The 24,334-nt window shown below is 68.1% G+C and carries 24 protein-coding genes; 4 read left to right on the top strand and 20 right to left on the bottom strand.

Annotation, left to right across the window (positions count from 1 at the left end):
- Window positions 1-86: 86 nt before the first annotated feature.
- The 4 genes from K311_RS0102245 to K311_RS0102230 form a co-directional block, all read right to left on the bottom strand.
- Window positions 87-1,142 (bottom strand): DUF7832 domain-containing protein, encoded by a 1,056-nt coding sequence (locus K311_RS0102245; protein WP_026815973.1) that lies wholly within the window; start codon window positions 1,140-1,142, stop codon window positions 87-89.
- Window positions 1,143-1,211: 69 nt separating this feature from the next.
- The gene (locus tag K311_RS0102240) at window positions 1,212-2,132 is read right to left on the bottom strand and encodes a M14 family metallopeptidase (protein WP_026815972.1); all 921 of its coding nucleotides are present in this window, start codon (window positions 2,130-2,132) and stop codon (window positions 1,212-1,214) included.
- Window positions 2,133-2,282: 150 nt separating this feature from the next.
- Entirely contained in the window at window positions 2,283-2,588 is a 306-nt protein-coding gene (locus tag K311_RS0102235; protein WP_043798287.1) for a hypothetical protein, read from the bottom strand.
- Window positions 2,589-2,769: 181 nt separating this feature from the next.
- A complete protein-coding gene (locus tag K311_RS0102230; protein WP_026815970.1) occupies window positions 2,770-3,477 on the bottom strand; it encodes a DUF4142 domain-containing protein in 708 nt (235 codons plus the stop codon).
- Between the two features lie 154 nt (window positions 3,478-3,631).
- Between K311_RS0102230 and K311_RS0102225 the strand changes: the two genes are divergently transcribed.
- Window positions 3,632-4,066, top strand: a complete 435-nt coding sequence (locus K311_RS0102225) for a helix-turn-helix domain-containing protein (RefSeq protein ID WP_026815969.1) — start codon at window positions 3,632-3,634, stop codon at window positions 4,064-4,066.
- A gap of 38 nt (window positions 4,067-4,104) precedes the next feature.
- Here K311_RS0102225 and K311_RS0102220 read toward each other — a convergent pair whose 3' ends face one another.
- The 6 genes from K311_RS0102220 to K311_RS0102190 all read right to left on the bottom strand — a co-directional run bounded on the left by K311_RS0102220 (window position 4,105) and on the right by K311_RS0102190 (window position 8,918).
- The gene (locus K311_RS0102220) at window positions 4,105-4,797 is read right to left on the bottom strand and encodes a histidine phosphatase family protein (protein WP_026815968.1); all 693 of its coding nucleotides are present in this window, start codon (window positions 4,795-4,797) and stop codon (window positions 4,105-4,107) included.
- A 70-nt stretch (window positions 4,798-4,867) separates the two neighbouring features.
- A complete protein-coding gene (locus tag K311_RS0102215; RefSeq protein WP_154659421.1) occupies window positions 4,868-5,668 on the bottom strand; it encodes a CPBP family intramembrane glutamic endopeptidase in 801 nt (266 codons plus the stop codon).
- Between the two features lie 65 nt (window positions 5,669-5,733).
- Window positions 5,734-7,038, bottom strand: coding sequence for an FAD-dependent oxidoreductase (locus tag K311_RS0102205; RefSeq protein ID WP_026815966.1), 1,305 nt, complete (start codon window positions 7,036-7,038; stop codon window positions 5,734-5,736).
- Entirely contained in the window at window positions 7,035-7,652 is a 618-nt protein-coding gene (locus tag K311_RS18670; protein WP_026815965.1) for a hypothetical protein, read from the bottom strand. Before K311_RS18670 ends, K311_RS0102205 begins: the two co-directional genes overlap by 4 nt.
- A 31-nt stretch (window positions 7,653-7,683) precedes the next feature.
- Window positions 7,684-8,445 carry a hypothetical protein gene (locus tag K311_RS0102195; protein WP_026815964.1) on the bottom strand — a complete coding sequence of 254 codons (762 nt, stop codon included), beginning with the start codon at window positions 8,443-8,445 and terminating at the stop codon, window positions 7,684-7,686.
- A gap of 95 nt (window positions 8,446-8,540) precedes the next feature.
- Complete coding sequence (locus tag K311_RS0102190) at window positions 8,541-8,918, bottom strand: hypothetical protein (RefSeq protein WP_026815963.1); 378 nt, start codon at window positions 8,916-8,918, stop codon at window positions 8,541-8,543.
- A 124-nt stretch (window positions 8,919-9,042) separates the two neighbouring features.
- On the opposite strand from K311_RS0102190, the gene K311_RS17380 reads away from it, so the two are divergent.
- Window positions 9,043-10,344, top strand: a complete 1,302-nt coding sequence (locus K311_RS17380) for a S41 family peptidase (protein ID WP_051239384.1) — start codon at window positions 9,043-9,045, stop codon at window positions 10,342-10,344.
- A gap of 136 nt (window positions 10,345-10,480) precedes the next feature.
- Here the strand turns inward: K311_RS17380 and K311_RS0102180 are convergent, their stop codons facing one another.
- The 5 genes from K311_RS0102180 to K311_RS17375 form a co-directional block, all read right to left on the bottom strand.
- Complete coding sequence (locus K311_RS0102180; RefSeq protein ID WP_026815962.1) at window positions 10,481-11,287, bottom strand: alpha/beta fold hydrolase; 807 nt, start codon at window positions 11,285-11,287, stop codon at window positions 10,481-10,483.
- A gap of 84 nt (window positions 11,288-11,371) precedes the next feature.
- Window positions 11,372-12,127 carry a CHAP domain-containing protein gene (locus tag K311_RS0102175; protein WP_051239383.1) on the bottom strand — a complete coding sequence of 252 codons (756 nt, stop codon included), beginning with the start codon at window positions 12,125-12,127 and terminating at the stop codon, window positions 11,372-11,374.
- A 10-nt stretch (window positions 12,128-12,137) separates the two neighbouring features.
- Window positions 12,138-13,124 carry a hypothetical protein gene (locus tag K311_RS0102170; RefSeq protein ID WP_026815960.1) on the bottom strand — a complete coding sequence of 329 codons (987 nt, stop codon included), beginning with the start codon at window positions 13,122-13,124 and terminating at the stop codon, window positions 12,138-12,140.
- The gene (locus K311_RS0102165) at window positions 13,121-14,473 is read right to left on the bottom strand and encodes a hypothetical protein (RefSeq protein ID WP_026815959.1); all 1,353 of its coding nucleotides are present in this window, start codon (window positions 14,471-14,473) and stop codon (window positions 13,121-13,123) included. The genes K311_RS0102170 and K311_RS0102165 overlap by 4 nt, the downstream gene beginning before the upstream one ends.
- On the bottom strand, window positions 14,470-16,572 hold the full coding sequence (locus K311_RS17375; protein ID WP_051239382.1) for a lipase family protein: 2,103 nt from the start codon (window positions 16,570-16,572) through the stop codon (window positions 14,470-14,472). The genes K311_RS0102165 and K311_RS17375 overlap by 4 nt, the downstream gene beginning before the upstream one ends.
- Window positions 16,573-16,827: 255 nt before the next feature.
- Here K311_RS17375 and K311_RS0102155 point away from each other — a divergent pair, with 255 nt between their 5' ends.
- On the top strand, window positions 16,828-17,274 hold the full coding sequence (locus tag K311_RS0102155; protein WP_154659419.1) for a hypothetical protein: 447 nt from the start codon (window positions 16,828-16,830) through the stop codon (window positions 17,272-17,274).
- Between the two features lie 46 nt (window positions 17,275-17,320).
- Window positions 17,321-18,235: an HNH endonuclease gene (locus K311_RS0102150; RefSeq protein WP_026815957.1), complete on the top strand. Its 915-nt coding sequence runs from the start codon at window positions 17,321-17,323 to the stop codon at window positions 18,233-18,235.
- A 47-nt stretch (window positions 18,236-18,282) separates the two neighbouring features.
- On the opposite strand, the gene K311_RS18955 is transcribed toward K311_RS0102150, so the two are convergent.
- The 5 genes from K311_RS18955 to K311_RS18280 are packed head-to-tail and all read right to left on the bottom strand — an operon-like array spanning window position 18,283 to window position 23,636.
- Window positions 18,283-18,684, bottom strand: a complete 402-nt coding sequence (locus K311_RS18955; protein WP_425476567.1) for a very short patch repair endonuclease — start codon at window positions 18,682-18,684, stop codon at window positions 18,283-18,285.
- Between the two features lie 7 nt (window positions 18,685-18,691).
- Window positions 18,692-20,017, bottom strand: coding sequence for a DNA cytosine methyltransferase (locus tag K311_RS17940; protein ID WP_161627285.1), 1,326 nt, complete (start codon window positions 20,015-20,017; stop codon window positions 18,692-18,694).
- A complete protein-coding gene (locus K311_RS18995; protein ID WP_026815956.1) occupies window positions 19,998-20,795 on the bottom strand; it encodes a DUF6339 family protein in 798 nt (265 codons plus the stop codon). The genes K311_RS17940 and K311_RS18995 overlap by 20 nt, the downstream gene beginning before the upstream one ends.
- Window positions 20,792-21,772 (bottom strand): hypothetical protein, encoded by a 981-nt coding sequence (locus tag K311_RS18285; RefSeq protein WP_154659418.1) that lies wholly within the window; start codon window positions 21,770-21,772, stop codon window positions 20,792-20,794. Before K311_RS18285 ends, K311_RS18995 begins: the two co-directional genes overlap by 4 nt.
- Window positions 21,765-23,636, bottom strand: a complete 1,872-nt coding sequence (locus K311_RS18280) for a hypothetical protein (RefSeq protein WP_154659417.1) — start codon at window positions 23,634-23,636, stop codon at window positions 21,765-21,767. Before K311_RS18280 ends, K311_RS18285 begins: the two co-directional genes overlap by 8 nt.
- Window positions 23,637-24,334: the final 698 nt, after the last annotated feature.

The following is a 24,334-nucleotide window of genomic DNA, read 5'->3' as shown; positions in this document are numbered from 1 at the left end:
GCTGAAGGTACGGGGGGACGCGGTACGGCCGATCGTCGCGCAGCGCGTGTGAACGCGAGTGCTGGGCGCGACCCCGTACCCCTTTCTCAGCCCTTGCCGGCCCGCACCACCGCGATCTCGAACGCGCGCATCGACGGGCGCAGCTTCGACTGCACCTGGGTGCGCAGGTTCTCCAGCGCGGCGTCGAGGTCGTTCGGGTGGTTCACCGGCACGTAGGCGGTGCCGTCGCCGGTGCGTGCCAGTGCCTCGGGTTCGCTCCACCACTGCTCGAGCGGCAGGCGGAAGAGCTCCTGGTCGGGCTGCTCCGGATCGGCTTCGCGCTGCCAGCCGGGAGCATTGACTGCGGCGTCGGCGGCGATCGCCTTGTCGGGGCGCGAACGCAGCCGCAGGCTGACGCCCCAGCCCGGCCGGGCGCCGGACGGACGATCGTCGACCGACAGCAGCTCCAGCCAGTGCCGGCCACCGGGGAATTCGGCGGTCAGCGGCAGCGCGTACAGCACGGTCGACTCGAGGGGACGCGCGGCGGCATCGGCCGCGAAACCGTCGAAGCCGAGGAAACGCGACAGCGCCTGGCGGACCTTGTCGACCAGGATGTCCGGCAGCGGCGGCACGCCGTGGAGCAACGCCTGGGTGGAGGCGGTCAGGATCTCGCGCGGCTCGCCGGCCGGCGGCGCGGCGCCGACGGCGAAACTCGCGCGGCCTTCGCTCGGCGCGGCGTCGTCGAGCGGTTCCAGCGACAGTTCCAGGGTCGGCGCCGAACGCGACGGCGGCGCCATCAGCGGCGCGAACGGATGCCCGGCCTCCCACTGTTTCCAGCGCTGGTCGAGCATCGCGGCGAGGCGATCGTGGTTCTCCCAGCGGTCGGCGACGGCGCCGTCGGCGTCCTTGTCGTCGCCGGCGAAGGCGCGGCGCACGTCGGCCAGGAACAGGTCGGCGTAATAGGTCGCGGTGAACAGGTTGCCGTCACCGTCGAAGCAGTCGTCGTCGAGAACGCCGCCGAGGTCTTCGTTCAGCACCTGCCGGCCGCTGCGGCTGCGTGCACGCAGCGCGTCCTCGAACGCGGCGGTGCGCTCGCCGGCGTGGTTCTTGAGGATCAGCCAGGCCAGATAGAAGCCGGAATTCGCGTCGGTCTCGTACTTCATCGATGTCCCCCTGAATGCCCGGCGGAGTCTAACCGCCACAACCGGAAATGTACTCCGACCCCGGTTTCCTCAGCCGGCCTGCAGGGCGAAATCCAGCGCCGCGCGCACCGCCGCGACCTGGGCGGCGATGCACTGCTCCGGCGTCGCGCGCGGGCTGTCGGGGTAGACCTCGGTGGTGGTCGTGTACTTCGCACCGGTGATGCCGGCGCACAGGCCGAGTGGCACGAAGGCGTATTCGATGACGCCGGGCGCCACCACCGGCGAACCGATGATCGTGCCGTCGGGATCGGCCGGCGCGATGTGGGTGACTTTCGCCACCGCGGCGATGATCGCGCGCTGGAAATCCGGCTGCGGATTGTCGCTGTCGTCGACCAGGTAGAAGCCGTCGGGAATCGTGCCGGGCTCGAACACCTTGCCGTCGCGCGCCGCCAGCGCCGGGCGGAACTCGCTCTCGTCGCTGTCGGTAGTCTCGTGCAGGTCGATGTGCACCAGGAAGCGGCCTTTCAGCGGCGCCACCAGCTGCATCAGCGCCGCCGATTCGGGCGCGTCGCTGCCGGCGCGGAACGAGCGGTTCGGATCGATCGCCAGCGGGTTCCAGCGGTGGATGCGCTCGTAGGCCCAGGGGCTGACGCAGGGCGCGACCAGCACGTTCAGCCGGCCGGCGTAGTCGCCGAGGTGATCGCGGGCGAAGGCCAGCGCCCCGTGCACGCCGCTGGTCTCGTAGCCGTGCACGCCGCCGGTGACCAGCGCCACCGGCAGTGCGTCGTTCCAGTCGTGGCTGCGGATCGACAGCAGCGGGTAGACGCCGTCGGGCGCGTAGTCGAGTTCACCGTAGGGGATCACCGCGGCGACCTCGCGCAGCGCGTCGATCGGCGCCAGCACGTCGTCGGCGTAGCTGCGCTTCTTCGTCTGCTGCGCGCGCCAGGCGGCGCGGTCGTCGGCGGTCCAGGGCTGGCCCGGGCGGCCGGGGGGATTCGGAATCGGCGACATCGCGGCACCTCGGGACGAAGATGCGGCCGATTATCCCCCGCCGCGCGCGCGGGCGGCCACCGGCCGCGCCGGCGGCGCGGCGGTCAGGCGGTCGGGCGAACAAAAAAACCCCGGCTTGCGCCGGGGTTCGTTACGTCGCCGCAGTCGGACTCAGCGCTGGTCGCGCTGGCGCTGCTCGCGGTCCTGCTGCTGGTTCTGCTGCTCGCGGTCCTGGCGCTGCTCGCGCTCCTGCTGCTGGTTCTGCTGTTCGCGGTTCTGCTGGTTCTGGCGATCCTGCTGGTTCTGCTGGTTGCCGCCTTCCTGGCGCTGCTGGTTGCCCTGGCCGCCCATGCCGCCCTGGCCCTGGCCACCCTGCTGGTTCTGCTGGCCGCCCTGCTGGTTCTGGCGGTCCTGCTGGTTCTGCTGGTTCTGGTTCTGCTGGTTCTGCTGGTTCTGGTTCTGATTCTGCTGGTTCATGGTGATTTGCTCCGTGGCATGCGCGAGGGCTGGATTGCCGTCGATTCCGCCGTCCCGGCGGTCCCGTCTCACGTCGGGATCAGTTAGTCGTTCGTCGCGTTGAGATGCGGTGACGAAGCGCGACGGTGGAAGAAAGTTTTTCCTCGCCGTCGCGCGCTTTCACGCTGGCGTGGATGCGACGTCACTCGCCGCTGCCGGTCGTCGGCCGGTCGGCGAGGGCGCGCGCCTGCTCCAGGTGATGCGCGACGTGCTCGCGCGTCACCGTCAGGTGCTCGCGCACGTCGGCGGACTGCGCGGCGGGGATCAGCTGCTCGTCGAGCTTCGTCAGCGCCGCGCTGTGGTCGGCGATCATCGCGTCGACGTAGGCACGCGCGTAGGCGTCGCCATCGTTCTCGGCGAGGCGATTGCGGCGCGCCTCGCCTTCGGCGACCTGCAGCTGCACCGGGGCGGCCGACGGATCCGGGCTCAGCGCCAGGGTCTGTTCGCGGTTCTGCGTGTGCGCGTCGATCATCATGCGCGCGTACTCGGCGACCTCGCCGTCGACGCCCTTCTCGATCGCCTGGCGGCTGGCGGCGATCTCGTGTTCGTTGATCGCGTTCAGCACGCCGAGCGCGGCGCGTTCGTCGGTGACCGCGGCGCTGGCGCTGCCGGCCGCGGCACTGTCGGCGTCGGCGTTCCAGGCATCGCCGGCATCGTCGTAGCTGGCGGTGGCGTCGCCGTAGCCGTCGCCGGTCGTGCTGCCGTCGGGCTGCGTGGTGTCGGTGGGCTGCATCGCGATGCTGTCGTCGCGCGGGGTGTCGACGTCGGCCACTTCGCTGCGATCGGCGCAGGCGGCGAGGGCGAGCGAGGTGGCGATCGCGAAGCTCAGCAACAGGGGTTTCGTGCTCATCGGTGTACTCCTTCGTGGGGCGGCGCAAGACGCACCGGTGCCGGCACCCTGTCGCCCGCGCGGGCACGAACCCGTGAAAGAAAACCAATGACGTGAAGAAGTTACATGGCCGGGGCCGCTACAATGCCGCGGCTGCAACAACAGGAGTCCCCGCTTGGCCAATATCGCTGTCGTCCTGAAGTCCGAGATCGCCCGCCTCGCCCGTCGCGAGATCAAGACCGCCGTCGAACCGCTGCGCAAGGCGAACGCGCAGTACCGCCGCGAGATCGCCGCGCTCAAGCGCGATGTCGAAGCCCTGCGCCGCGAACTGCGCGGGGTCGCCAAGGCCAGCCGACGCGCCGCGCCGCCCGCCGGGGACGAGGGCGAGGCGCCGCGCACGCGTTTCGTCGCCAAGGGTCTGCGCTCGCTGCGCGCGCGCCTGGGCCTGTCCGCCGCCGACTTCGGCCGCCTCGCCGGCGTCAGCGGCCAGTCGATCTACCAGTGGGAAACCGGCAAGACCGTGCCGCGCGCGGCGCAGCAGGCGAAACTCGCCGAACTGCGCGGCATCGGCAAGCGCGAAGCCGCGCGCCGCCTCGAAGCCTCCGCATAACAGCGCCTCTCCGAACGGTGTCAGAGACAGTTCCTGGATTAACTGTCTCTGACACCGTTATTCGAGAGGGTGCGTTCGGGGTCGCCGGTGGCGCCGGTGTGCAGGCCCGGCGGGATGTGCCCGGCGTCGCCGACGGCGATCACCTTGAAGCGGCCGTCGGCCTCGACCCGGATCACGGTGATGCTGGCGTGCCGCACCGACATCTCCAGCCACGCCTGCGTGTCGACGCCGAGCGCCCGCGTCACCAGGTAGCGGATCACGTTGCCGTGGCAGACCACCATGTCGCGCGCGGCCCGTCCTTCCGCCGGCACGAACAGGCGCGCGAACACCGCGTCCAGCCGCGCCGCGCAGGCCGCCAGATCCTCCGGCGCATCGTCCTTCGTGATCTCGCTGCGCCGCGTCGGTGGCGTGCACTCGGCGATGTCATCGATGACCGCGAAGTCCTGGCGCCCGATCTCCGTGCCGATCGATGCGGCGGTGTCGCGCGCCCGCGTCATCGGGCTGACGTAGAGCGCGTCGAACCCGCCGAGCCCGGCGAGCGCATCCCCCGCGAGCCGCGCCTGCGCCAGCCCGAGCGGCGACAGCGGCGGCCCGATCGCCTCGTCGATCGCCGGATCGGCGATGTACTGGCCGTGGCGGACCAGCACGATCGTGCGCGGTGCCGGATCGGCGGCGAGGGCCGCGCCCGGAAGCAGCACGGCGAACAGGAAGGCGGTCAGGTACTTGCGCATGGCGGCCGGTGTCCGAAGGGTGGGCCAGCGAATACTAGGGGTACGTCCCCCGGCGCACACGCTGCCTCGTTCAGCCCCTGCGCCGCTGCCGCCACCGCAGCAGACCGCCGAGGAGCATCACCCCCACGAGCCCGAGCAGCAGCACGTTGTTCGCGATGCCCGGCTCGCCGCCGGCCAGCAACGGCGTCGGCGCATTGCCGAGGGCATGCGCGCCGACGGCGATGAAGAGGTTGCCGGTCGCCGCATAGACCAGCGCCAGCACGAGCCCGGACAGGAAGAGCATCAGCAGCGCGACGTCGAGCGCCTGGCCGTCGAGGCCGGCCTGCAGCAGTCCGGGCAGATGCAGCAGCGCGAACACCGCCTGCGACAGCACCATCGCCAACCCCGCCGCCAGCCAGGGCGACAGCCACGCCCGCAGACGCAGCGCCAGCTGCGGCCACAGCCAGCCGCGGAACACGGTTTCCTCGAACAGCGCGGTGGCGACCACCTGCGCCAGCAGCGGCGCCAGCGCGGCGGCCGCCCCCGCCGCCCATGCGGGATGCAGCGCCGCTGAGGCACCGGTTTCCGCCGTGATCCATAGCGCGAACTGCATCGCCAGCCACAGCCCCAGCGTCACCGCCAGCGCCGGCACCAGCGCCCCGCCGCGCCAGCCGACATCGCCCGGGCGCTGCCGCCCCGGCCCGAACACCAGCGCGTAGGCGACCACCGCCGTCGCCAGCGCCGCCAGCACGGTCGCGCTCAACCAGCCGCCGCTCGCCTCCGCCACGCCGCCCAGCTTGGCCTGCGGGAACCAAGGCGACAGGACGAACGCCACCGCCGCCGCGACCCACAGGCCGACGGCGACGAGCACCCACACGGGAGAACGCGGCACACCCTTCATGCGCCAGCAATACCCCGCCCCCACGCGCGCCGGCCAAGCCCGAAGGTCATGCGCGCCTAGCCGTGCTGATCGGCCCCGATCCGTTGTGGCGCGTGCGCGGCGAGGTCCAGCGGCTGCGCGAGCGCCTCGATGAGCCCGCGCGGCACCGACATCGTGCCGAACCAGCCGCGGCGGGTGCCGGTGAGCACGCGCAACGCCTGGCCGCGGCTGCCGGGCAGGCGCGACAGCGGGTGGAACAGGCGGTCACGGCACCACGCGACGCGGTCGTGTTCGGACTGGAACAGCGGCGTCAGCCAGCGGCTCCACAGATGGTAGATGCCGACGTGGCGGCGGCGTTCGCGCGCGTAAGTGGCGAGCGTCGCAGCGCGGTCGCGGTCGCGGCGCAGGTCGGCGCCGGCGGCGCGCGCGGTCCGCAAGGCCGAGGCCAGCGCCCGCGCATCGAGCAGCGCCATGTTCACGCCCTGCCCCAGCTGCGGGCTCATCGCATGCGCGGCGTCGCCGAGCAGCAGCGTGCGGCCGCGGCACCATTGCCGGTGCACGACGTCGCGGTAGCGCGCGACCTTGAGCTCGCCCGGCACCGCGACGTCGCGCAGGCGTTCGGCGGCTTCCGGCCACAGCGCCGCCACCTCGGCGCGCCAGGCCTCCGCATCGGCGATGCCGGCGTCGAGCGCCGCGCAGGGCGCGCTCCAGAAGAAGCTCAGCTTGCGCGCCGGATCACCGGGGCGGCCGCCGACCGGCAGCAGGCCGGCCATCTTGCGGGCGTCGACGTAGCGCTGCTGCAACTGGTCGGCGAATTCCCAGCCACCGGCATCGACCAGGCACCACCACGCACCCCAGGGATAGGGCTGGTTCAATCGCGCCGGCACCACCTGCGCGCGCAGCTTCGAGGCGGCGCCGTCGGCGACCACGACGAGGTCGTAGCCGCCGTGGGCCTCGCCCTGCGCATCGACGAAGGTGCCGGCCTCGGCATCGAGCGAGACGATCTCGCGCCCCGCATGCAGCCGCCGCCGGTCGCGCCAGGCGGCATCGAGCAGTTCGAACAGGGCGCCGCGCTGCAGGCCCATGCCGCACAGGCCGGCGTCGAGCTCGGCGTAACGCATGTCCATCACCGCGCGGCCACGCCGGGTCTCGCCGTAGAGCCGTGCCACCGGCGCACCGTAGCGGCGCACCTCGTCGAGCAGCCCGAGCTCCCACAGCACCGCCAGGCCGACCGGCTGCAGCAGGAAACCCGCGCCGACCGGACCCGGCGCCGGCGCCCGCTCGAAGACGCTGACCGCGTGGCCGTCGCGCGACAGCATCAGCGCCGCGGCCTGGCCGCCGCTGCCGTAGCCGATGATGGCGATGCGTAGCGGCGGGCTCACTTGCAGGCCTCGTAGACGTGATCCGTCAGCCGCCGGAGCTCGGCGTGGGTGATGCGCAGGCCGCGGCGCTCGCGATAGTCCGCCTCGTACTGCTTCGCGGCGCGGCAGCGCGCGCTCGTCGGCCCACGATCCGGCGCCCGTGCCGGTGCAGGCGCGGAATACACCGGGCTTCCGCGGTCACCGGAGCGCGGACGCGGCGAACCCCGGGGGGCGGACCCTGCTTCCGGTGCATAGGGCCGCATCCAGACCACTTCGTGGCCGGCAGGACAGGGCCGGTCGATGAAGGTCAGGTCGCCGGAAGGCGCGCGGCACTTGTACAGGGTGCGCGGCGCCGGCGCTGGCGCAGCACGCGTCGATGGGGGTGGCGCAGGAGGCGCCGACGCTGCCGAGGGCGCGGCTGCCGGCGTCGGAGCCGCCGTCGCGGCGCCGCCCTCCCCGACCGCCTGCAGCGCGCGTCGGTTGATCTCGCGCACACCGAAGGCGAGCACGACGAAGGTTCCGCAGAAGAACGTGGCGATCAGCAGGTTGCGACCGAAGCCGTTGCGCTTCTCGGGCACACGCCGCGGCGGCGGCCGCCGGAACCGCAGCAGATTGTCTTCCTGTTGTTCCCCCATGCGCGCAACTTAGCAGCGCGCAGGAATCGCGTCAGCCGTAGCGCCTGCGATGCGCGTCCAGCGTCCGCTCCACCTTCGCCAGCGCCGCCTCGACTTCCGCACGGAACGCACCGGGCGCCAGTTCGCGCACCGCCGAATGCGCCGCGCAGACGAAGGGCGCGCCGTCCCAGCGCCGGGCGAGGTCGCGGGCCCAGCCGGTGTAGGCGTCGGCGGCGCCGGCTTCCGGCAGCAGCGCCTTGCCGAGCATCGGGTGCATGCGCAGGCCGGACTGCGGCAGCAGGCTGCCGAACGGGCCGGGCGCGGCGAGCACGTTCAGGGTGTCGTCGACGTGGACGATGCCGGTGGCGCGGTGGCGCAGCAGCACCGAGCCGACGTGCACGCGCTCGTCGAGGCAGACGAAATCGACGCCGGCCGGCACCGACAGCTCGAAGGTGTCGGCGAGCGCATGCCGCGCGCCCCAGGCCTCCAGCGGGCGGCCGACCCAGGGCAGCGTCGGGAAGCGCGTCTGGTGGCGGCCGGTGCCGTACAGCGTCGCCCGCGGGAACAGCGCGTGCAGCGCCGCCACGTGCAGGGTGTGGAAGGGATGCACGTGGATGATCGCCTCGACGAGCTCGCCGTCGTCGGTCGCGGCCAGCAGCGCCGCGCGCTGGGCGTCGTCGAGGTCGATGCCGTCGATCAGCACGAGCTTGCCGTTCGGGCGCCGCGCGACCGACATCTGGGTGCCGATGTCGAGCAGTCCGGCGAGGCGGTGGTGGCCGCGCAGGTTCCAGAAGCCCTCGGCGAGTAATCGCATCGTCAGCCTTTTCCTACGGGGACGTACCCCGTCCTACGGGGACGGACCCCATTGAACTCAGCGGAATGCGAAGGCGGGGTGGTCGTCGTGCGAGTTCAGCGCGTGCCCGCCGATTGCGCCAGCCACGCCCGCGCCTCGGCCTCGTCCTCGAACGCCGCGCCCTCGAGCCCGAGCCCGCGCGCCATCACGACGCCGAAGCGCTCTTCGTCGAGGTAGTGCGGCGGGCACAGCATCGCCAGGTGCAGGCGGCCGCCGCAGATGGCCGCGAAACGGCGCACCATCGCAGCGCGCGCGGCCAGGTCCGGTGGCGCGAAGCCGCCGAGGCCGCGCACGTCGACCAGCACGCCGCGCACACCGTCGGCGACGGCCGTGCGCAGGAAGGTGTCGACCGCGTCGATCGCGGCGCCGAGGCTGCGTTCGCCGTGCAGGTGGAATTCGCGGAGGCCGGGGTCCGGCGGGGTCGGGGCGAGCATGCGCCCAGCATAGCGGACCCCCGATTGCCGGTGTCCGCTGCGGCCCCGGGACGCCGCTCGCCGCCGCTGCGACGCTTTTCCCGCCCGGCGCATCTCCCCGGCGAATGCCACCCGGAGTCCCTCGATGACCCGCATCGCCCTGCTGCTGTTGCTGCTGATGTTCACCGCCGTCGCCGGCGCCCGCCCGCCGCGCGAAACCGTCGACGCCGTCGCCATCCAGATCGAGGATTACTACTGGAATGCCGAACGCGGCGCCGAAATCGCCGCCACGCTGCGCAACGAAGCCGCCGCCGGCCGCTACGACGCCCACACCGCCGCGGTCGACCTGGCGACCGCGCTGACCGCCCGCCTGCAGCCGCTCGACCGCCACTTCCACGTGCGTTGGGCGCCGCCGGGTTCCGGCCCCGCCCTGCCGCCGCCGCCCGGTGCCGGTCCGCCGCCGGGCCCGCCGCCGGGCGAGGACGAGGACGAGGAGGCGTTCTGGCATGGGCTGCGCTCGGCCCAGGTGCTGCCCGGCAACATCGGCTACCTGGACATGGGCGAGTTCGCCCACATCGATTTCGAGGACCCGAACGATCCGGCCCGCGCCGCGATCGACGCGGCGCTGACCTTCGTGCAGTGGACCGACGCGGTGGTGATCGACCTGCGCGACAACGGCGGCGGCTCGCCGGCGATGGTCGGCTACCTGTCCAGCGCCTTCACCAGACCCGGCAGCGACATCTTCAACACCTTCGTGATGCGCGAGCGGCGGCTGTCGGAAGCGCCGGAGGTCTGGCACCCGGCGCCGCGCCTGGACGTGCCGCTGTACGTGCTCACCAGCGGGCGCACCGGTTCGGCCGCCGAGGCCTTCGCCTACACCGTCGCCAATGCCGGCCGCGCCACCGTCGTCGGCGAGCGCAGCGTCGGCGCCGCCAACCCCGGCCGCCCCTTCGACGCCGGCGAAGGCTTCAGCGTGTTCGTCTCCACCGGCAGCCCAATCAATCCGGTCACCGGCAGCAACTGGGAAGGCGACGGCGTGATCCCGGCGATCGAGGTGCCGGCCCGCGATGCGCTGCAGGTGGCGCAGGTGCATGCGCTCGAGGCCTATGTGAGCCGCCGCGGCGCCGACACCCCGATGGGCTACCGCTGGGTGCTGGAAGCGCTGAAGGCGCCGCGCGAAAGCACCGGCGCCGGCGAGCTCGCCGCCTATGTCGGCGAATACGGCCAGATCCGCGTCGCGCTCGAGAACGGCAACCTGATGATGTACGACCGCCGCCGCCCGGCGCGCACCCTGCGTGCGCTCGGCAACGGCGTGTTCTTCGATGTCGAGAACCCGCTGCGGCGCGTGGCCTTCGAACGCGAAGGCGGCCAGGTCGTGGCGCTGGAAGTGCGCTTCTCCGAAGGCGGCCGCAGCCGTTACCCGCGGGGAGTGCAGGACAAGGGCTGAGGGCGGGTTGCGCTTACCTGGTCGGCGCCGCCGTCGCGGACGAGCCTCTGTAGGAGCGCCTTCAGGCGCGATGCTTCGAACTGAAGAAGGCATCGCGCCTGAAGGCGCTCCCACAGTGGTGATAGAGGGTGGTGGTTCAGCGCTGCAGGAAGTCGATCAGCGCCTGGTTGAACTGCTCGGTGTGGCTGGTGTTGAGGCCATGCGGACCATCGGGGATCACCACCAGTTCGCTGCCCTTCACCGCCGCGTGCGTGCGCGCACCGGTCTTCTCGAGCGGCAGGATCGCGTCGGCGTCGCCGTGGATCACCAGTGTCGGCACCGTGATCATGGCCAGGTCCGGGCGGAAATCGGTGGTGGCGAAGGCGTCCATGCAGGCCGCGGCGGCCGCCGGGTCGGCCTGCTCGCAGATCCGCAGCGCGTCCTCGCGCTCTGCCTCGCTGACCATCAGCCGGTCATTGGCCGAGAAGAACTTGCGGGTGAACTCGTCGTAATACGCGTGGCGGCCGGCGGCGTACTTGTCGGCTTTCTCCTGCGCCGCCTCCGGCGTCAACGGGCCGTCGGGGTTGTCCGGGCCCTTCAGCAGGAAGGGCGTGACCGCCGCGGCGAACACCAGCGAATGCAGCCGCGCCTGGCCGTGGTCGCGCACGTAGCGCGCGACCTCGCCGCCGCCCATCGAGAAACCGACCAGGGTGACGTCGCGCAGGTCGCGCTCGTCGAGGATCCCGGCGAGATCGGCAGCGAAGGTGTCGTAGTCGTAGCCCGAGGCCGGCTTCGCCGAGTGGCCGAAGCCGCGGCGGTCGTAGGCGATGGTGCGGAAGCCGGCCTCCTGCAGCGCCTCGATCTGCGGCGCCCAGGCGGCGGCGGAGAGTGGCCAGCCGTGGATCAGGACGATGGGGCGGCCCTCGCCGCGGCTGTCTTCGATGTGAAGGTCGACGTTCTTCATCGGTTGCGAGCTCGTGGGAATGTGCTGCAACCATGCCGGGCGCCTGCGTTGCGGGCCGTGAAAGTCCCGCCGCCCGCCACGGCGCTATCCGTAGGCGATGTAGCCCGCATTGATCTCCCCGACCTTCCTCTGCAACACATAAACCCCACCCCCTTCCCGCGTCTTCGAGCCATCGGTGTTCCCCTCGATGGTTTCGAACAACCCGCCCTGCACCCGGCTGATGAACCCGGTGTGGCCCAGGCCGCGGCCGTGGTCGATCACGAACACCATGCCGGGGCGCAGCAGGCCGGGGTCGTTGCGGGCGGCGGTGGCGGAGACGGTCTCGAGGCGCTGGTTCTTCGCGTGCTGCCATTGCTTGAGCACGCCGCCGGTCTTCAGGCAGGGATTGGGCTGGCCGGTGGCCTTCGCGGCTTCGGACAGGCACCAGTAGACGAAGGCCGCGCACCAGGCGTAACCGCCGCCGAGGCCGACCGAGGCCAGGTATTTCTCGACGTCGGCGCCGCGGTTGGAATTGACCGGGATCTCGCGCACGCCGAGCTGCGTGCGGGCGATGGCCAGCGCCTCGCTGGGCAGCGCGCCCTGCACTGCGCGCACCACCGGCACCGGATCGGCGAACAGCGCCGCCCAGGTCAGCGGTCCGATCTTGCCGTCGGAGACGAGCACGCGGCCGGCGCTGTCGACGTTGCGGGACTGGAAGTTCTTCACCGCCGACAGCACCGCGTCGTCGAAGGCGCCGGTGGCGGCGAGCGTGAACTGCAGCTCGCGCAGGCGGGCGCGGATCGCGCGCATGATCGTGGTGTCGGTTTCGCCCTTGCGGATGACGCGGCCGGGGTAGTTCATGGCTCTCTCCTCAGGAGGTCGACAGGTAATAGCGCGCTTGCAGCGCGTTGGGGTCCAGCAGGACATACGCCGGCAATACGAAGCTGGCGCGGCTGTCGCCGGCGATGTGCATGCCGAGCCAGCGCCCTTCGCCATCGAGCACCGCCGAGCCGCTGTCACCGCCCTGCGGCACGGCATCGACCGCATGGAACTCGAACAGCTCGCGTATCCCGGCGCTTGCGCCCGACAGGTAATGGACGGTCAGGTCGTGATGGTGGCGAACGAAGCGCAGCCTGATCGGCCCGCGCGGGCTGAGCATCCGCGCCTCGTCTTTCCAGTGCGCATCGGTGTCCGCCACCGCATGGGGGTAACGGCTCCAGTCGGCTGGCCCAACCGGGTCGGCGGGGTCGATTCGGGCGAGCGCGGCGTCGACGCACTTGCGCCTGCCGGCACGCAGCAGGCCGAAGCGGCGCAGCGGGTCGAGCCGGTGAAGGCCGTTGCGTCCACGAAGCGTGATGCCCAGCGAGGCCCTGGGGACGAGCCCGGGATCGACGCTGGAATCGCCGATCACGTGATGGCAGCTCAGCAGCCACCGCCAGTCGACGTCGTCCTCGAGCACCACGCAGGCCGCCCCTTCCCGGCCGCTGCCGTTGGAAAGCGCCACCCGCGGCCCGTGTGCTGAGGCCCTCGGAAGCCGGCAGACATCGATCGGGACCTGATAGCGCCGCCGCGACCTGCCCTGCCCCAGCGTGACCGGCCAGCACGGGGGAATGCGGCGCGCTGCGGCGATGGACGCCATCGGCCGCTTGCGCCGGACCATCAGGGCTAGGACCGGCGCGCGGCCCCGGCTCACGCGGCCCTCGCGCTCGTGTTCCCGCCAACCGGCCGCGACCCCGATCACGCCCCAGTCCAGAAAGCACAGGGGCGGGTCATCGGCGAGCTCGCGCGCCAGCCCGACGATGAGGCGGCAACGCTCCCTCATCGGCAGGGCGCCCCAGCCGGGGCGGTATCGGCTCATGGTGCAGGCGTCCGGGTCGCCATCGTGGCGCGCGCGTTCCCGTACTCCTTCTCGAACGCGGCTTTCACGCCCTGCATCAGGGCCGCATCCGCTGGCGCGGGTCCGACGAGGGTGAGGGTCACATTGGCGTGGCACTCGGCCGCCGGGTCTTCCATCGCGACCTCGAGCGCGTAGGCGGCGAGCTTGCCCCCGGCGGCCTGGTCGAGCTCGCGCTTGCGCCGGCCCCACCACGACTCGAGCATCGCCTCGTTCGGGCGACCGCTGCAGATCTCTGCGCGTGGTGCCTGCGCCTGCGCGCCACCCCCGCCGCTGCTTGCGGCACCAGGCCATGCCCAGCTGCTGTCGTCCAGCAACGCCTCGAACAGCAGGACTTCGTAGTAGTCGTAAGGAACCTGATAACCGGCGACGGGCCGCAGATAGTTGCGATCGGTGTCGGGCTTCGGGTCCGACGCCACCTCATTGGGCTTGGTCAGCGGATAGACACCGATCGCGGCCATCCGGATCCGGTGCACGCGCAGGGTGACTTCGCGGTCGGCGACCTGCTGATCGCGCAAATTCCCAGGCGAGCTCTGGGCCGTCGGCGTGGTGGACGGCAGCAGACCGAGCAGGTTCTGTGTCCCGGCATCGAGCAGCGTCCTGAAGCTGTCGACGAGCAACTCACCGATCGCGCTGTTGTCGACCTCGGCCGAGAAACCCAGGAACGTGTTCCCCGGCCCCATGTTCAGCGTCGCCCGGGTGAGGCCGAGCTTGTTCCTGGTTTCCACGACGAACTCGCGCTCGAAGTCGGGAAGAAAGATCAGCGACACCGACTCGTTGAGCTGGAAGCGCGGAAGCGCGGTGATGTCGGTGGTCGCGGTGATGTTGGCCATCGCGATGCGTCGGCTTTCGGCCCCGGTGTCGCTGGCCGATGCCGGTTTTTCGGGCGTCGTTGCCGCGCCTCCGGCGGGCGGTTCGCTGCCGGCGTCCCCTTCACTGCCCTGGGCCCGTGGCCTCGGCGCGTGGCGATCACCGTCCGCCACTTCCGGGGCAGGCCCTGCTCCCGGCTGACGCGGCATGACCCAGACGCGGTCGGCATTCACCTCCGTCGGCAGCGTCCCGATCAGCGCCGTGAGCTCGGGCGGACCGCTGAGGATCCGCACCCGGGCGCCATCCGCCGAGACCAGCGCCCGCGCCAGATGGACCTCGGACTGGATCGGAAACGGCCGGTTCACGACGATGAAGGGCCGCGTCATGTAGAAGCGCAGTCCCGGTGCGCCGGCGTTCGCTGCGGTGACCGGCACCGGCCGGACATTCGAGCACGCGAGCGTCAGCGCGGCGATCAGCAGTACGAGGGCGAATCGGATGTTCATGCGGCTCTCCTTCCGTGGTCGTCGGCGATGCCCTGCCCCGCGTCGCGCGTCGCGAGCGCACGCACGGCGTCGATGCGTTCGAGGCATTCGATGTAGCGCGACATCGCGTGGTTCTCGATGCGTTCGCGCGCATGTCTGGCCAGCTCTTCGCGCCAGTCGGCGTCCTTGTCGGTCAGCTTCACCAGCGCCGGCGTCAGCCGTTCGGCGATGCGTTCCCACAGCGTGCGTTCGTGGTGCAGGCGGCCGCTGCCGTCGAAGTAGCGGAAATGGCCGAGATGGTCGTAGCCGCCCAGGTGCGGCGGCGGCACCAGCGGCACGAGGTCGCTGGCGTTGACGTAGCGGTAGATCCGCTGCGCCAGCTCGACTGGACAGCGGCGGACGAAGTCGCCGTTGCCGGCGCGCGGCTGGCCGAAGGTGTAGACACCGCCGATCGTCGGCATGCCCTCGCGCGGCTCCACGAACACCCGGTAAGCAGTCAGCACCGCCAGCGCGCCGCCGAGGCTGTGGCCGGTGAGCCATACCGGCGTCTTCAATGCGGCGAGCGCCGCGCGCAGCGGCTCCCAGATCTGGTCGAGCGCGGCGTGGAAACCCTGGTGCACGCCGATGCCGGCGCCGGCCTGCCACGGGTTGTCGACCTGCGCGACGCGCGCATCGGTCAGCCAGTCCTCGAGGGTCTTCTCGGTGCCGCGGAAGGCCAGGATCGCCACCGCCTCGCCGGTGAACAGGAAGGCCTGGGTGCCGCCGCGGTCGAAGGCCCGCACCTCGAGCTCGTGGTTCGCCAGCAGCGGCGAGCCCTCCAGCTCGCGCAGCTGGCTGTAGGCGAGGCTGGCGAAATGCCCGAGCCAGAACGCGTGCACATTGCTTTCGGCGAAGCGCAGCGGCTGGAAACCCTTCAGCCGCGCGAATTCGGGGCGGGCGATGTCGAGCGGCGCCCGCGCGGGGCCGTGGCTCGGCGCCGGCGTCTCGGCCGGCGCGGCTGCGGCCGGCGACAGTGGCTCGTCGGTGGCCGACACACGCTGGGCATTGCGGATCGCCACCACGCGCTTGAGGAGGCCGAACCAGAAATCGGCGCCCATGCCGATCGCGAGGACCGTCAGCAGCCAGCCGAAGCCCATCGCGAGCGCCGGCAGCACGCGCTGCGGCCAGGACCGTGGCGGCCGCGCGGCCTGGTCGGCGAGCGGGGTCCCACCATCGGCGCCCGGTTCGGTCGCTTCGTCGGGCGTCGCCAGGTTCCAGCCGATCAGCCCGGACGACGACTCCTGCGCGACCCGCTGCAGCGCCTCGCGCGCCTTCCGCTGGAACTCCGGGCAGCTCGTGCCGCCGTCCGGGCAGCTGGCGACGAAGGCGGCGCCGGAATCGGCCAGTTGCATGCGCACCAGCGGATCGGCGTAGAGCGTGCGCGCCATGCGGATCGCGTCGAGGTTCAGCGCCACCACCAGGAGCGCGCCGACCACGTACAGCGCGGTGCGCGTGCGCCGCTTGAACTCGCCGCTGGTGCGCTCGGCGGCCTGGCGGAACCAGCGCACCAGCTCCTCGCGCAGCAGGCGCTGGTCGCCGCCGGCGCGGCGGTTCATGCGCGACCACAGTTCGGCCAGATCGTAGGGAAGCGGCCGCGCGTTCTGCGTGCCGGGCTGCAGCGCGGTCGGCAGGCTCACGCCCTGCAGCCAGTCCAGCATCACGTCGGCGAAGACGCTTTCGGGGATGTAGGCCGGCAGCCGGCCCGCGCCCATGCGTTCGGCGAGGAAGCGGGCGTCGCCGATCGACTTCGAGGTGAACCGGCCGATCACGGTGCTGCCCTCGACCAGGCTCCACCAACGCGCCTGCAGGCGGTCGACCAGCGACGCGCCCGGCCGGGTGGAGTCCGTCGGCTGCCGCAGCTTCGGCGCCGCGCCACTCGCCAGGTCGGCGACCCGCCGCTCGCAATAGAAGTGCACCACCAGGTCCGCCCCGAGCAGCGCCTCGAGCTTGCCGAGCAGCAGCCGGCCCTTCCACTGCCGCAGCTCGCCGAGCGCCTCGACCAGTGCCGTCGCGCAGAAGCTGAAGAGCAGGAACACGAACGTCAGCCCGATGACGACGTCGATGATCGTCGACTGGATCATGGCTTTCCCCTGTGCCGGCCGCGCCACCCCTCCCCGGGTGGTTGGCGTCCCTTGCTGGGTAACGGCATCGGCGGCCACGGCGCCAGCGCTGCGGGCGCTTAAGTACGTGGCGGCTTGCATCGCCGGGACCAGGCGCGTGTTTTCAGCCGGTTGCGGGGTTCGGGTAAGCGTCAGTGCGCGTCGGCGGCGACCGTTCTGGCGGCCGCGTGGGTGAAGTCGTCAGTGCGGGTGGACGGCGACAGCGGGAGCGAGCGGGTGTCCTGGGGTGTGAGACGGCGCCTCGCCAAGCTGGCGCTGACTTCCGACGGACCGATCGCCATGACGGACCTGTGCTGGTTCCACTACCAATACCGCGACGCCGGCAACTGGAAGACGCCGGGCCGCGTGCTGCTTGCCGGGCGGGCGTCCGCCGAGAGGGAAGCCGCCATCCGCCGCACGCTGGAATCCGGCGACCTGTTCGTACCCGAGCAGGTCGGCTTGCCGGCATTGCAGGCGCAGCACCTCGAGGAGTGTGGGGTCGAGGACCGGGAGGGGGACGATCTCGACCATGCGTTTCATGAGTTCGTGGGGCTGAAGGCGGCGCGGGTGGCGTCGAAGCAGAGCTCGGTGCCGAGTGCGGCGCTCGACGAACTGATTCGAAGATTCGAGGCGATCGCGCACGTGGGATGGGACGTCCGGGCGTCACCGTTCGGCAGGTGGTGAGCGGCGCGGTGCCCACCTGGTAGCCTGGTCCGCAAGGAGGGCTGCCATGGCGAATGCGGTATTCACGACGTCCGAGAGTTCGGCCTACGACGACCATCCCGAGTTCCAGTACCACTTCCCCAAGACTTACCTGAATCAGGCGCGGGAGGCGGTCGGCGACTGGATCCTCTATTACGAGCCGCGGCGCCTTCGTGGTGCCAACGACCGTTCCGGGCGGCAGGCCTATTTCGCCGTCGCGAAGGTCATCGGGATCGAGCGCGACCCGAACCGCGACGACCACTTCTACGCCCGCATGGCCGGGTACCTGGAACTCGATCGTCCCGTCGCGTTTCGCGAGGGCGCCCACTATTGGGAGTCGCTGCTGCGTCGCGCCGACGGGGAAACCAACAAGGGCGCATTCGGGCGCGCTGTGCGACTGATCCCGCGCGAGGAGTTCGACGCCATCGTGCAGGCGAGCCTGTCGACCCTCCCGGATCCTTGGGAGCAGCACACCGATCCGATGCTGCCCATAGCTGGGATCAACGATCACGATGACCAACCGCCCGACTACGGCCCGCGTCCGCTGATCCAGCGCCTGGAGACGCGCAAGTTCCGCGATTTCGCCTTCCGACGCCATGTCCGCAAGGCCTACGACAACACTTGCGCCATCACCGGCCTACGTCTGATCAATGGTGGCGGCCGCCCCGAGGTGCAGGCGGCGCATATCTGGCCGGTGGAACATGACGGGCCGGACACCGTCCGCAACGGCTTGGCGCTGACCGGCACAGCGCACTGGATGTTCGATCGCGGACTGATTTCCGTCGACGACTCCTACCGGATCATCGTCGCCTCGTCGGGGGTCCCGGACGACCTCGTCCGCCTGATGCGCCCGGACCGAATGCTGCGACTGCCCGAGACGGAGGCGCATCGGCCGCATCCGCAGTTCCTGCGGTGGCATCGGGAGAATCGGTTCAAGGGATAACGCTCACGGAGGAATCGCCCCCCAAGGAGAATCCTCGATCAGAAACCTCACCGGAGTCTGCGGGCAGCCTCTTCGATAAGATCGACGATCTCCGAAATCGGCTGGTGTCCCCAAAAGCGAAGCACTCGCCAACCCAGCTTGTCGAGCCTACGGTTCGTGTCGTCATCTCGCACTTGATTGGCTCGCAACTTCTCCCGCCACCATGTTCCGTTGCTCTTTGGGTGAGTTCCGTGAATCGGGCAGGAATGCCAGAAACAGCCGTCGAGAAATATCGCGATGCGTTTTCCGGGCATCGCAATATCCACAGTCCGCCGCGGCAGCCCTGACACTTTGTAGTGGAGTCTGAAACGAAGACCTCTTCGGTGAAGGCACGATCGAACGCTCCGTTCCCACTCGTTGTCCCGACCTGTTGTTCGCGCCATCCTGGCCGAGACACGCGCATCGACCACAACTGCGTCAGGCAACCGACAGCTCCTTGCATAGGGCCTGCTTCTGGCGAAGTGCCGCAAGAATCGCCGCTTCACCCATCACGGGTGGAACGGCATCTCCAATCACTTTCGCCAGCGTCTTGTTCGTTGGCTTCTCACCTTCCGCCGACAGGAACTCGAAACTATCCGGGAACCCCTGGATCCTGGCGGCCTCGTGCGCGGTCAATGCGCGCCGCTGAGATGGATGGACATAGCGACCTCGGCCGGGCGTGTGGAATCCGGTTGTAATCGTTCCAGCCGGCTTGTCCCATGCGAGCCGACCATAGACCGACTTGTAACTGTGCCCGTTCCGGTGACACTCGGGACGCACTGAATCGGCAAGATCGAATGCATCGTTGTCAAAGAGCCAGTCGATCCGCTTTCGGTTCTCCGCCGAAAGCACCGCAGGAGAGTGAAGCCCTCCGAACTCTCGCTCTTCGAGATCGCCAATTCCCCAATCCAAGGTTCTTCTCGCCCGATTAAGAACGCAATAATCTTCCAAGGCCCCGCCCGAAGCCGAGCCGGGCTTGGTGGCGACCAGAAAATACCTCTTTCTCGTTTGGGGGATACCAAGATCCAGAGCCGAGATCACTCCTTCGGATACCCCGTAGCCTGCATCCTCGAACAGCTCCCTCGTCCGATCTACGACCCTGTGGTGATCTACCTTCACTTCACGAACGTTCTCAATGATCACGACGGGTATATCCAAGGCAATCGCCAGAGCAGGCATGATCAAGTAGAGCTCATTACGTTCATCGAATCGTCGTGTGTGATTATTGAAATTCGAATGTCCTTGGCAAGGAGGGCCGCCAATCAGCACGTCCACACACGAGAGGCGCGACGCAAGCCTCCTGTCCTTCACCCACGGCGACTTCTTGAAGAAATCGCGTCCGCGCTTGACGCCCAATTCGAAGTCCACCAGTTCGGCCGCATCACGGACAGCGCACTCGACAGGACCAATATTCCGCTTGTAGATCCGTAACGCGTCAGGATCCAGGTCTGCCGCGAACTCAACTACTGGGTCAAACCCTACCGCACGCAGTCCTCTGCAAACGCCAAATGAAAGTCCTCCTGCTCCACAGAACAGGTCGACGATCCGGACCTTCCTGCGGCGACCACCAGGAACCGGCCGTGGAACGGCTCCACGCAGCACCAGTCGGTCCCATAGATCAGCAAACCCTTGGTCTTTCCCATCCACCTCAACCACCGATTCGCTCAACGGCAGGTACTCACTCCCAACCACGTCACCGATTCGCAGGTGTCGAATCAGCCTTCCCTCGGTAATCTCGAACCTCTCAAACTCTAGCGTCTGCACTTCCACTCCTGGTCAAATCGGTCGCAAGGTCCACGATCATCTGCTCGATCCCGGAATCATCCATCAGCGTAAGCTCGTAGGTCGCTTGAAGGCGCCGGATTCGCTTCGCGAGCGTGCGGATGCCGAACCGCTTCCTATCACGATCTTCCTCTCCGGAATGGAGGTAGGGTCGTCCATCCAATTCGTCGGGATACTGGAACCTGACCAAAGCGGAACAGAGGCGGCGATTGGTCGTATACGACTGGCGATGAATATGGGACGTCCAAAAATCGACGTCCCCTCGCCTGGCGAATCTGTACTCATCCCCTTCGTCGACCCTACCTAATTCCGCACGCAACCAGAGCTTGTAGGGATAGCACTCCGATCGCTGACGAGCGCTTGCTCCAATTCCGAAGTTCTGAGGTTTCGGGGGAAGGGTCTCCGTGGACCCGTCCTCGAGATCCTTCGTCGTCAACGGGAATCGCCACATGACGAGCCCCAAGAGCGGACCAAGCGCCAACCAGCGCCAGAAGCCGTCGTCCGAAAGACACTCACCATCCGGCAGAGCCCTATGGATTCTCTCACACGCCGCAGCGTCGAATGCCTTTCGGTCTTCAGCGAAGCTGCCACGGACAATTTCCAACTCCGAAGCCAACACCTCGATCGCTTCCAGGTCGAACGGATCCCCAGCACCGGCAGTCGCAACCACCCCGCTAGACTCAATCTGACAGTGTCCGCTCGTCCTGATCTCTTCCAGGAGAGCGTGAGCGCGATCAACCGTAACAATGGGATATCTCATTCGTCGATGCCTCCCTCTAGGTGCAATCTGCGCAGAGACTTCGTCAACTTGACGGCATCTTGGACGTGTGCACCCAGAGCGTGGAATCCACCCTGATCCATGAAAATATCCACCATCCCATCGAGGGGAGCCTGCTGGTTTGAAACCCATGTAAGGATGCGATTCAGAACACTCCCTTCGACGATTTGTTCTCGCGTCAAGCCCGGAATTCCCGCTGCCAAACCAAGAATTGCTTCGACCAATGCAGCGATGAAGAAAGTTCCAATCGCCTCGCCCGTCGGATCTCCGGAGCGAATTTCCTGCAATTCCAACCATGCATCCTCGTGAACGAAAACTCGCAGGACCTGAGAGACATCATCACATTCCTCGATCAGAACCCGAGGGTCGGAAACGTCCAAATGCCAAGCAGTCTTTGAGGGGAGGCCTTTCACCTCGAAGTCCTCCGCAGAGGCCTTGATGAAATTGAAGGATACGCCCTGACTTTCGCTCGAGACGACTACCTCGTGCTTCGCAAGTCGCCCGTACGGCTTGACCTCCACCCCACGAAAGCTAGCCCGCGTACGGGTTGCCAGAATGAACTCAAACTCGATTCGCCTTCCGTTCGAAAGCTGCTCGCAGATGTCCCTTGGTACGCTCCATTCGAATTCCGCGGCGGAATCGACGCTCATTCGTTCGATAATATGAACGCGCTTGGCGAAGTTATCTCGAACGAGCAAGAGAAGTTCCACAGATGAAAGCTTTAAACCGGCCTCGACGAGCACCCTATCCTCGATCCTTCCGCGAAATGCGTGCTTCGCGTCTTTCCGAACGTCTTGGCATACGTTAGGAAGTACGACCATCGGGCGATCCAGAACACTTCGCCAACCCTCCGCCGGATCGAATCGATACTGCACGTCCGCCCAAGCATTGGCGTCCGCGAAGCCAAACGGCCGGATCGTCGCGTTCTTGACAGTCTTCAGGCCTACCTGATTACGCATCGGCAGCATCCTCTTTAACTACGATATCCGCCTCGAGATGAAGGCTAACCGCCCAATCAGAAGAGTAATCTCCCGATTCGATCTCGATCTCATATCTCACGTCGGGCGCCATCTCGACCTCTAGCTCCGGCTTGTCGCCCTCGCGGACCTGGTGTGCGTGTGCAATCGTTACATCCAGCAGCTCTCCACGCTGACTAGAGTCGCCCTCGAGCACATGGAGCCGTGGCGCGATCCGCACGACGGGACGCCCTTCCTCTCCGGGCTTCAATCCTAGGGAATACTTTGCCTCCAGCCGCACCAAACCAGGCTTCGAGCCGGCGACGAGCCTGGGATCCAAAATGGTCTGAATACTTATACGACCGCGCTCCCCACCCGGGCCTTCGGGCTGGCCGCGCTCTCTTGGACTCAAGATTTGACCCAGCAACCGCCCCAGCCAGTCCAGCCCAGACTTCGGCGGTGGAGGAGGGGGTTGAAGCCCGCGCAGATAGTTCCGAAAGAAGTCCTTGCATCGCTTCAATGTTTTCTCGACCACCACGTTTCCATCGGTGATAGAGGCCAGACGGTGCGATCGTGGATCCCAGCGATCGTGTTCTACTGGTTCGGAAAGCTTTAGGTGCCGATCAATGTCCGAGTGAGCCTGGAAGACTCCCACCGCGCTTGTCGTTGGGGAGCCGCCCCACGATTGATACGCTACCACCATCCCGGGACGCCTGATCAGTGCAACCGTCCGATGCCCTGGGGTCTTCCCGTGCGATCCTTCGCCGCTTTCCGATGCAGTAGAAAGATCCTCGAATGACTCGTGATCCGGGGTAATCGGGCTGGCACCAATCAGACCGACCTCAAGGGTCTTTAACCTATTGAACTCCTTCAGGGCCACTTCTTCCCGACGATCGTGCCCTTGTATGCAACGGCGCACCTGAATATACGGGCGCAGATCAAGACGATTCATCGGGTCTGGCCGCGTCTGCGTTCCAGATCGGTCGACCAGCTCCACAACCAACTTGTCGTCCGAAAGCCGGGGCCACCACCAGGTCTCCGCGGCCTTTCGAATCTTCTCGAGCGACAGCTCTCCCTCCGAGGAGTCGCATCCGACCACGAGAACGGATGTGCCGCGGTCCTCCCTTTCTCGGTTGCTGAATCCAAGTTGCGCAGCCAGTCGACAGGCTTCCTCGTTAGTGATGGGAAATGGCGACTGACCGTCGCTGCCCTGCGAGGGCCGCCCAAACCACGCACGCCCGGTGTGCTCTACACGATCATGCGTATGACTCTGCAAATAGGCGCAGCCCAGCAACCTGGCCCATTGACCATTCGTCTCTTCGGTTTCCTCAAAAACCGAGAAGACGAAAATCATCCCGATGTTCGAACTGTACGAGTAAACACCCTTTCCGAAGCCGTAAGACCCTCCGGACCCGTCGTTCTTAGCCCCCTTCGATCCCTCCCCGATGAGGAAAAGGAGCCTGAAGAAGTGACCGTTCAGGCGATCCGTCAACCCGCCACCCAGACCACACGTGTTCCAATCCTCGATATAGAGAAGATCGAGTCGGCGTGTCGAATCATCGTAGCCGTCGATGACACTTCCTGGTGAAAACTTTAATGACCCTGAGCGATGCCTATCCACGAACTCGCCGAGCGACAGGCGACTGAGGAAGTCCGTTTTTTCCCGACCGGTGAAGTGATCGACTCGAAAACGAACTCGTACCGGTCGATTCTCATCGACGCCTGCGTCGACGCTGTTCTGAATGGCTTCCCGCACGAGAAGCTCTTCGGCCGAAGTCCAGCCACCGCCTTCGACAGCATTCCGAACAGCCTCACCCGCAGCGCCGCCATCTCTCGTTTGCTTTTCGAACACCCACCGATTGGTCATGCGCCCCCCCCTTCCGCAAGCCGCCGCAATTTCGGCAATTATCGCCATGAATCAGATTCACCGGTGACCCGTACCCTGTTCTCGAGCATTCCCTACTTCGCAAAGTCATGGGCTGAGAGCTTACCGCTCGCGCCTTGGCTGGCAAGGCTGAAATGACCCAGCGCGTCTTGTACAGGTCAGCCCGCCAAGAGAATACGCTTCAGCGTGGGTCTCCATGCCGATCGCCTGGTCCGCGCGGGTGGCCCTAGAGGTCGGCAATCTCCCGCGGTGCATGTCGCTGGTTTCGAGGCGATGGCAGTTCACGCACTTCGCCTGCCAAGTCCGATTACGCGCCTCGCGCTGCTGCTGCGGGCTTGCTTAACCCGGGATCTGCGATGGCGTCGACTGCTGCAATGGTGCGCTGGGTCCGAGACCGAGGTTACGGCCTCAGTGATCTGTCGAAACTCGACATGGTCGACGAAACTCTCGCACTCGCATCGTCATGGGTCCGTTCAAGGCGAATCGTTCGACCGGAACGATCAGGGCGGTAGGCTTCTGCTCCGCGTAAGCCATACCTCTCCGCGGTCAAGCACTACACCCGGAGACCTGCCAAGACCCGCAGCGTGGCGAAGGCCTTGCGCGCCGCTCGTTCGCACCGCCGCGCCCTGGCCGTCCGGACCGACGATGGTGGTCACCTCCTCCCCCACCACTCCGCGTTG

The sequence above is a fragment of the Arenimonas composti TR7-09 = DSM 18010 genome (assembly GCF_000426365.1).
Classification (GTDB): Bacteria; Pseudomonadota; Gammaproteobacteria; order Xanthomonadales; family Xanthomonadaceae; genus Arenimonas; species Arenimonas composti.
Note: the sequence above shows the minus strand (reverse complement) of the source record. Positions and strands in the feature narration are given on the sequence as shown.

What these genes read in the sequence shown, in the direction of transcription:
- K311_RS0102170 (WP_026815960.1), bottom strand. Translation starts at nt 13,124, where the DNA reads ATGAGCCGATACCGCCCCGGCTGGGGCGCCCTGCCGATGAGGGAGCGT.
- K311_RS0102240 (WP_026815972.1), bottom strand. Translation starts at nt 2,132, where the DNA reads ATGTCGCCGATTCCGAATCCCCCCGGCCGCCCGGGCCAGCCCTGGACC.
- K311_RS18995 (WP_026815956.1), bottom strand. Translation starts at nt 20,795, where the DNA reads ATGAGATATCCCATTGTTACGGTTGATCGCGCTCACGCTCTCCTGGAA.
- K311_RS0102195 (WP_026815964.1), bottom strand. Translation starts at nt 8,445, where the DNA reads ATGCGATTACTCGCCGAGGGCTTCTGGAACCTGCGCGGCCACCACCGC.
- K311_RS0102190 (WP_026815963.1), bottom strand. Translation starts at nt 8,918, where the DNA reads ATGCTCGCCCCGACCCCGCCGGACCCCGGCCTCCGCGAATTCCACCTG.
- K311_RS0102165 (WP_026815959.1), bottom strand. Translation starts at nt 14,473, where the DNA reads ATGAACATCCGATTCGCCCTCGTACTGCTGATCGCCGCGCTGACGCTC.
- K311_RS0102180 (WP_026815962.1), bottom strand. Translation starts at nt 11,287, where the DNA reads ATGAAGAACGTCGACCTTCACATCGAAGACAGCCGCGGCGAGGGCCGC.
- K311_RS18280 (WP_154659417.1), bottom strand. Translation starts at nt 23,636, where the DNA reads ATGACCAATCGGTGGGTGTTCGAAAAGCAAACGAGAGATGGCGGCGCT.
- K311_RS0102230 (WP_026815970.1), bottom strand. Translation starts at nt 3,477, where the DNA reads ATGAGCACGAAACCCCTGTTGCTGAGCTTCGCGATCGCCACCTCGCTC.
- K311_RS18670 (WP_026815965.1), bottom strand. Translation starts at nt 7,652, where the DNA reads ATGGGGGAACAACAGGAAGACAATCTGCTGCGGTTCCGGCGGCCGCCG.
- K311_RS0102175 (WP_051239383.1), bottom strand. Translation starts at nt 12,127, where the DNA reads ATGAACTACCCCGGCCGCGTCATCCGCAAGGGCGAAACCGACACCACG.
- K311_RS0102245 (WP_026815973.1), bottom strand. Translation starts at nt 1,142, where the DNA reads ATGAAGTACGAGACCGACGCGAATTCCGGCTTCTATCTGGCCTGGCTG.
- K311_RS0102220 (WP_026815968.1), bottom strand. Translation starts at nt 4,797, where the DNA reads ATGCGCAAGTACCTGACCGCCTTCCTGTTCGCCGTGCTGCTTCCGGGC.
- K311_RS18285 (WP_154659418.1), bottom strand. Translation starts at nt 21,772, where the DNA reads ATGCGTAATCAGGTAGGCCTGAAGACTGTCAAGAACGCGACGATCCGG.
- K311_RS17375 (WP_051239382.1), bottom strand. Translation starts at nt 16,572, where the DNA reads ATGATCCAGTCGACGATCATCGACGTCGTCATCGGGCTGACGTTCGTG.
- K311_RS17380 (WP_051239384.1), top strand. Translation starts at nt 9,043, where the DNA reads ATGACCCGCATCGCCCTGCTGCTGTTGCTGCTGATGTTCACCGCCGTC.
- K311_RS0102150 (WP_026815957.1), top strand. Translation starts at nt 17,321, where the DNA reads ATGGCGAATGCGGTATTCACGACGTCCGAGAGTTCGGCCTACGACGAC.
- K311_RS0102235 (WP_043798287.1), bottom strand. Translation starts at nt 2,588, where the DNA reads ATGAACCAGCAGAATCAGAACCAGAACCAGCAGAACCAGCAGAACCAG.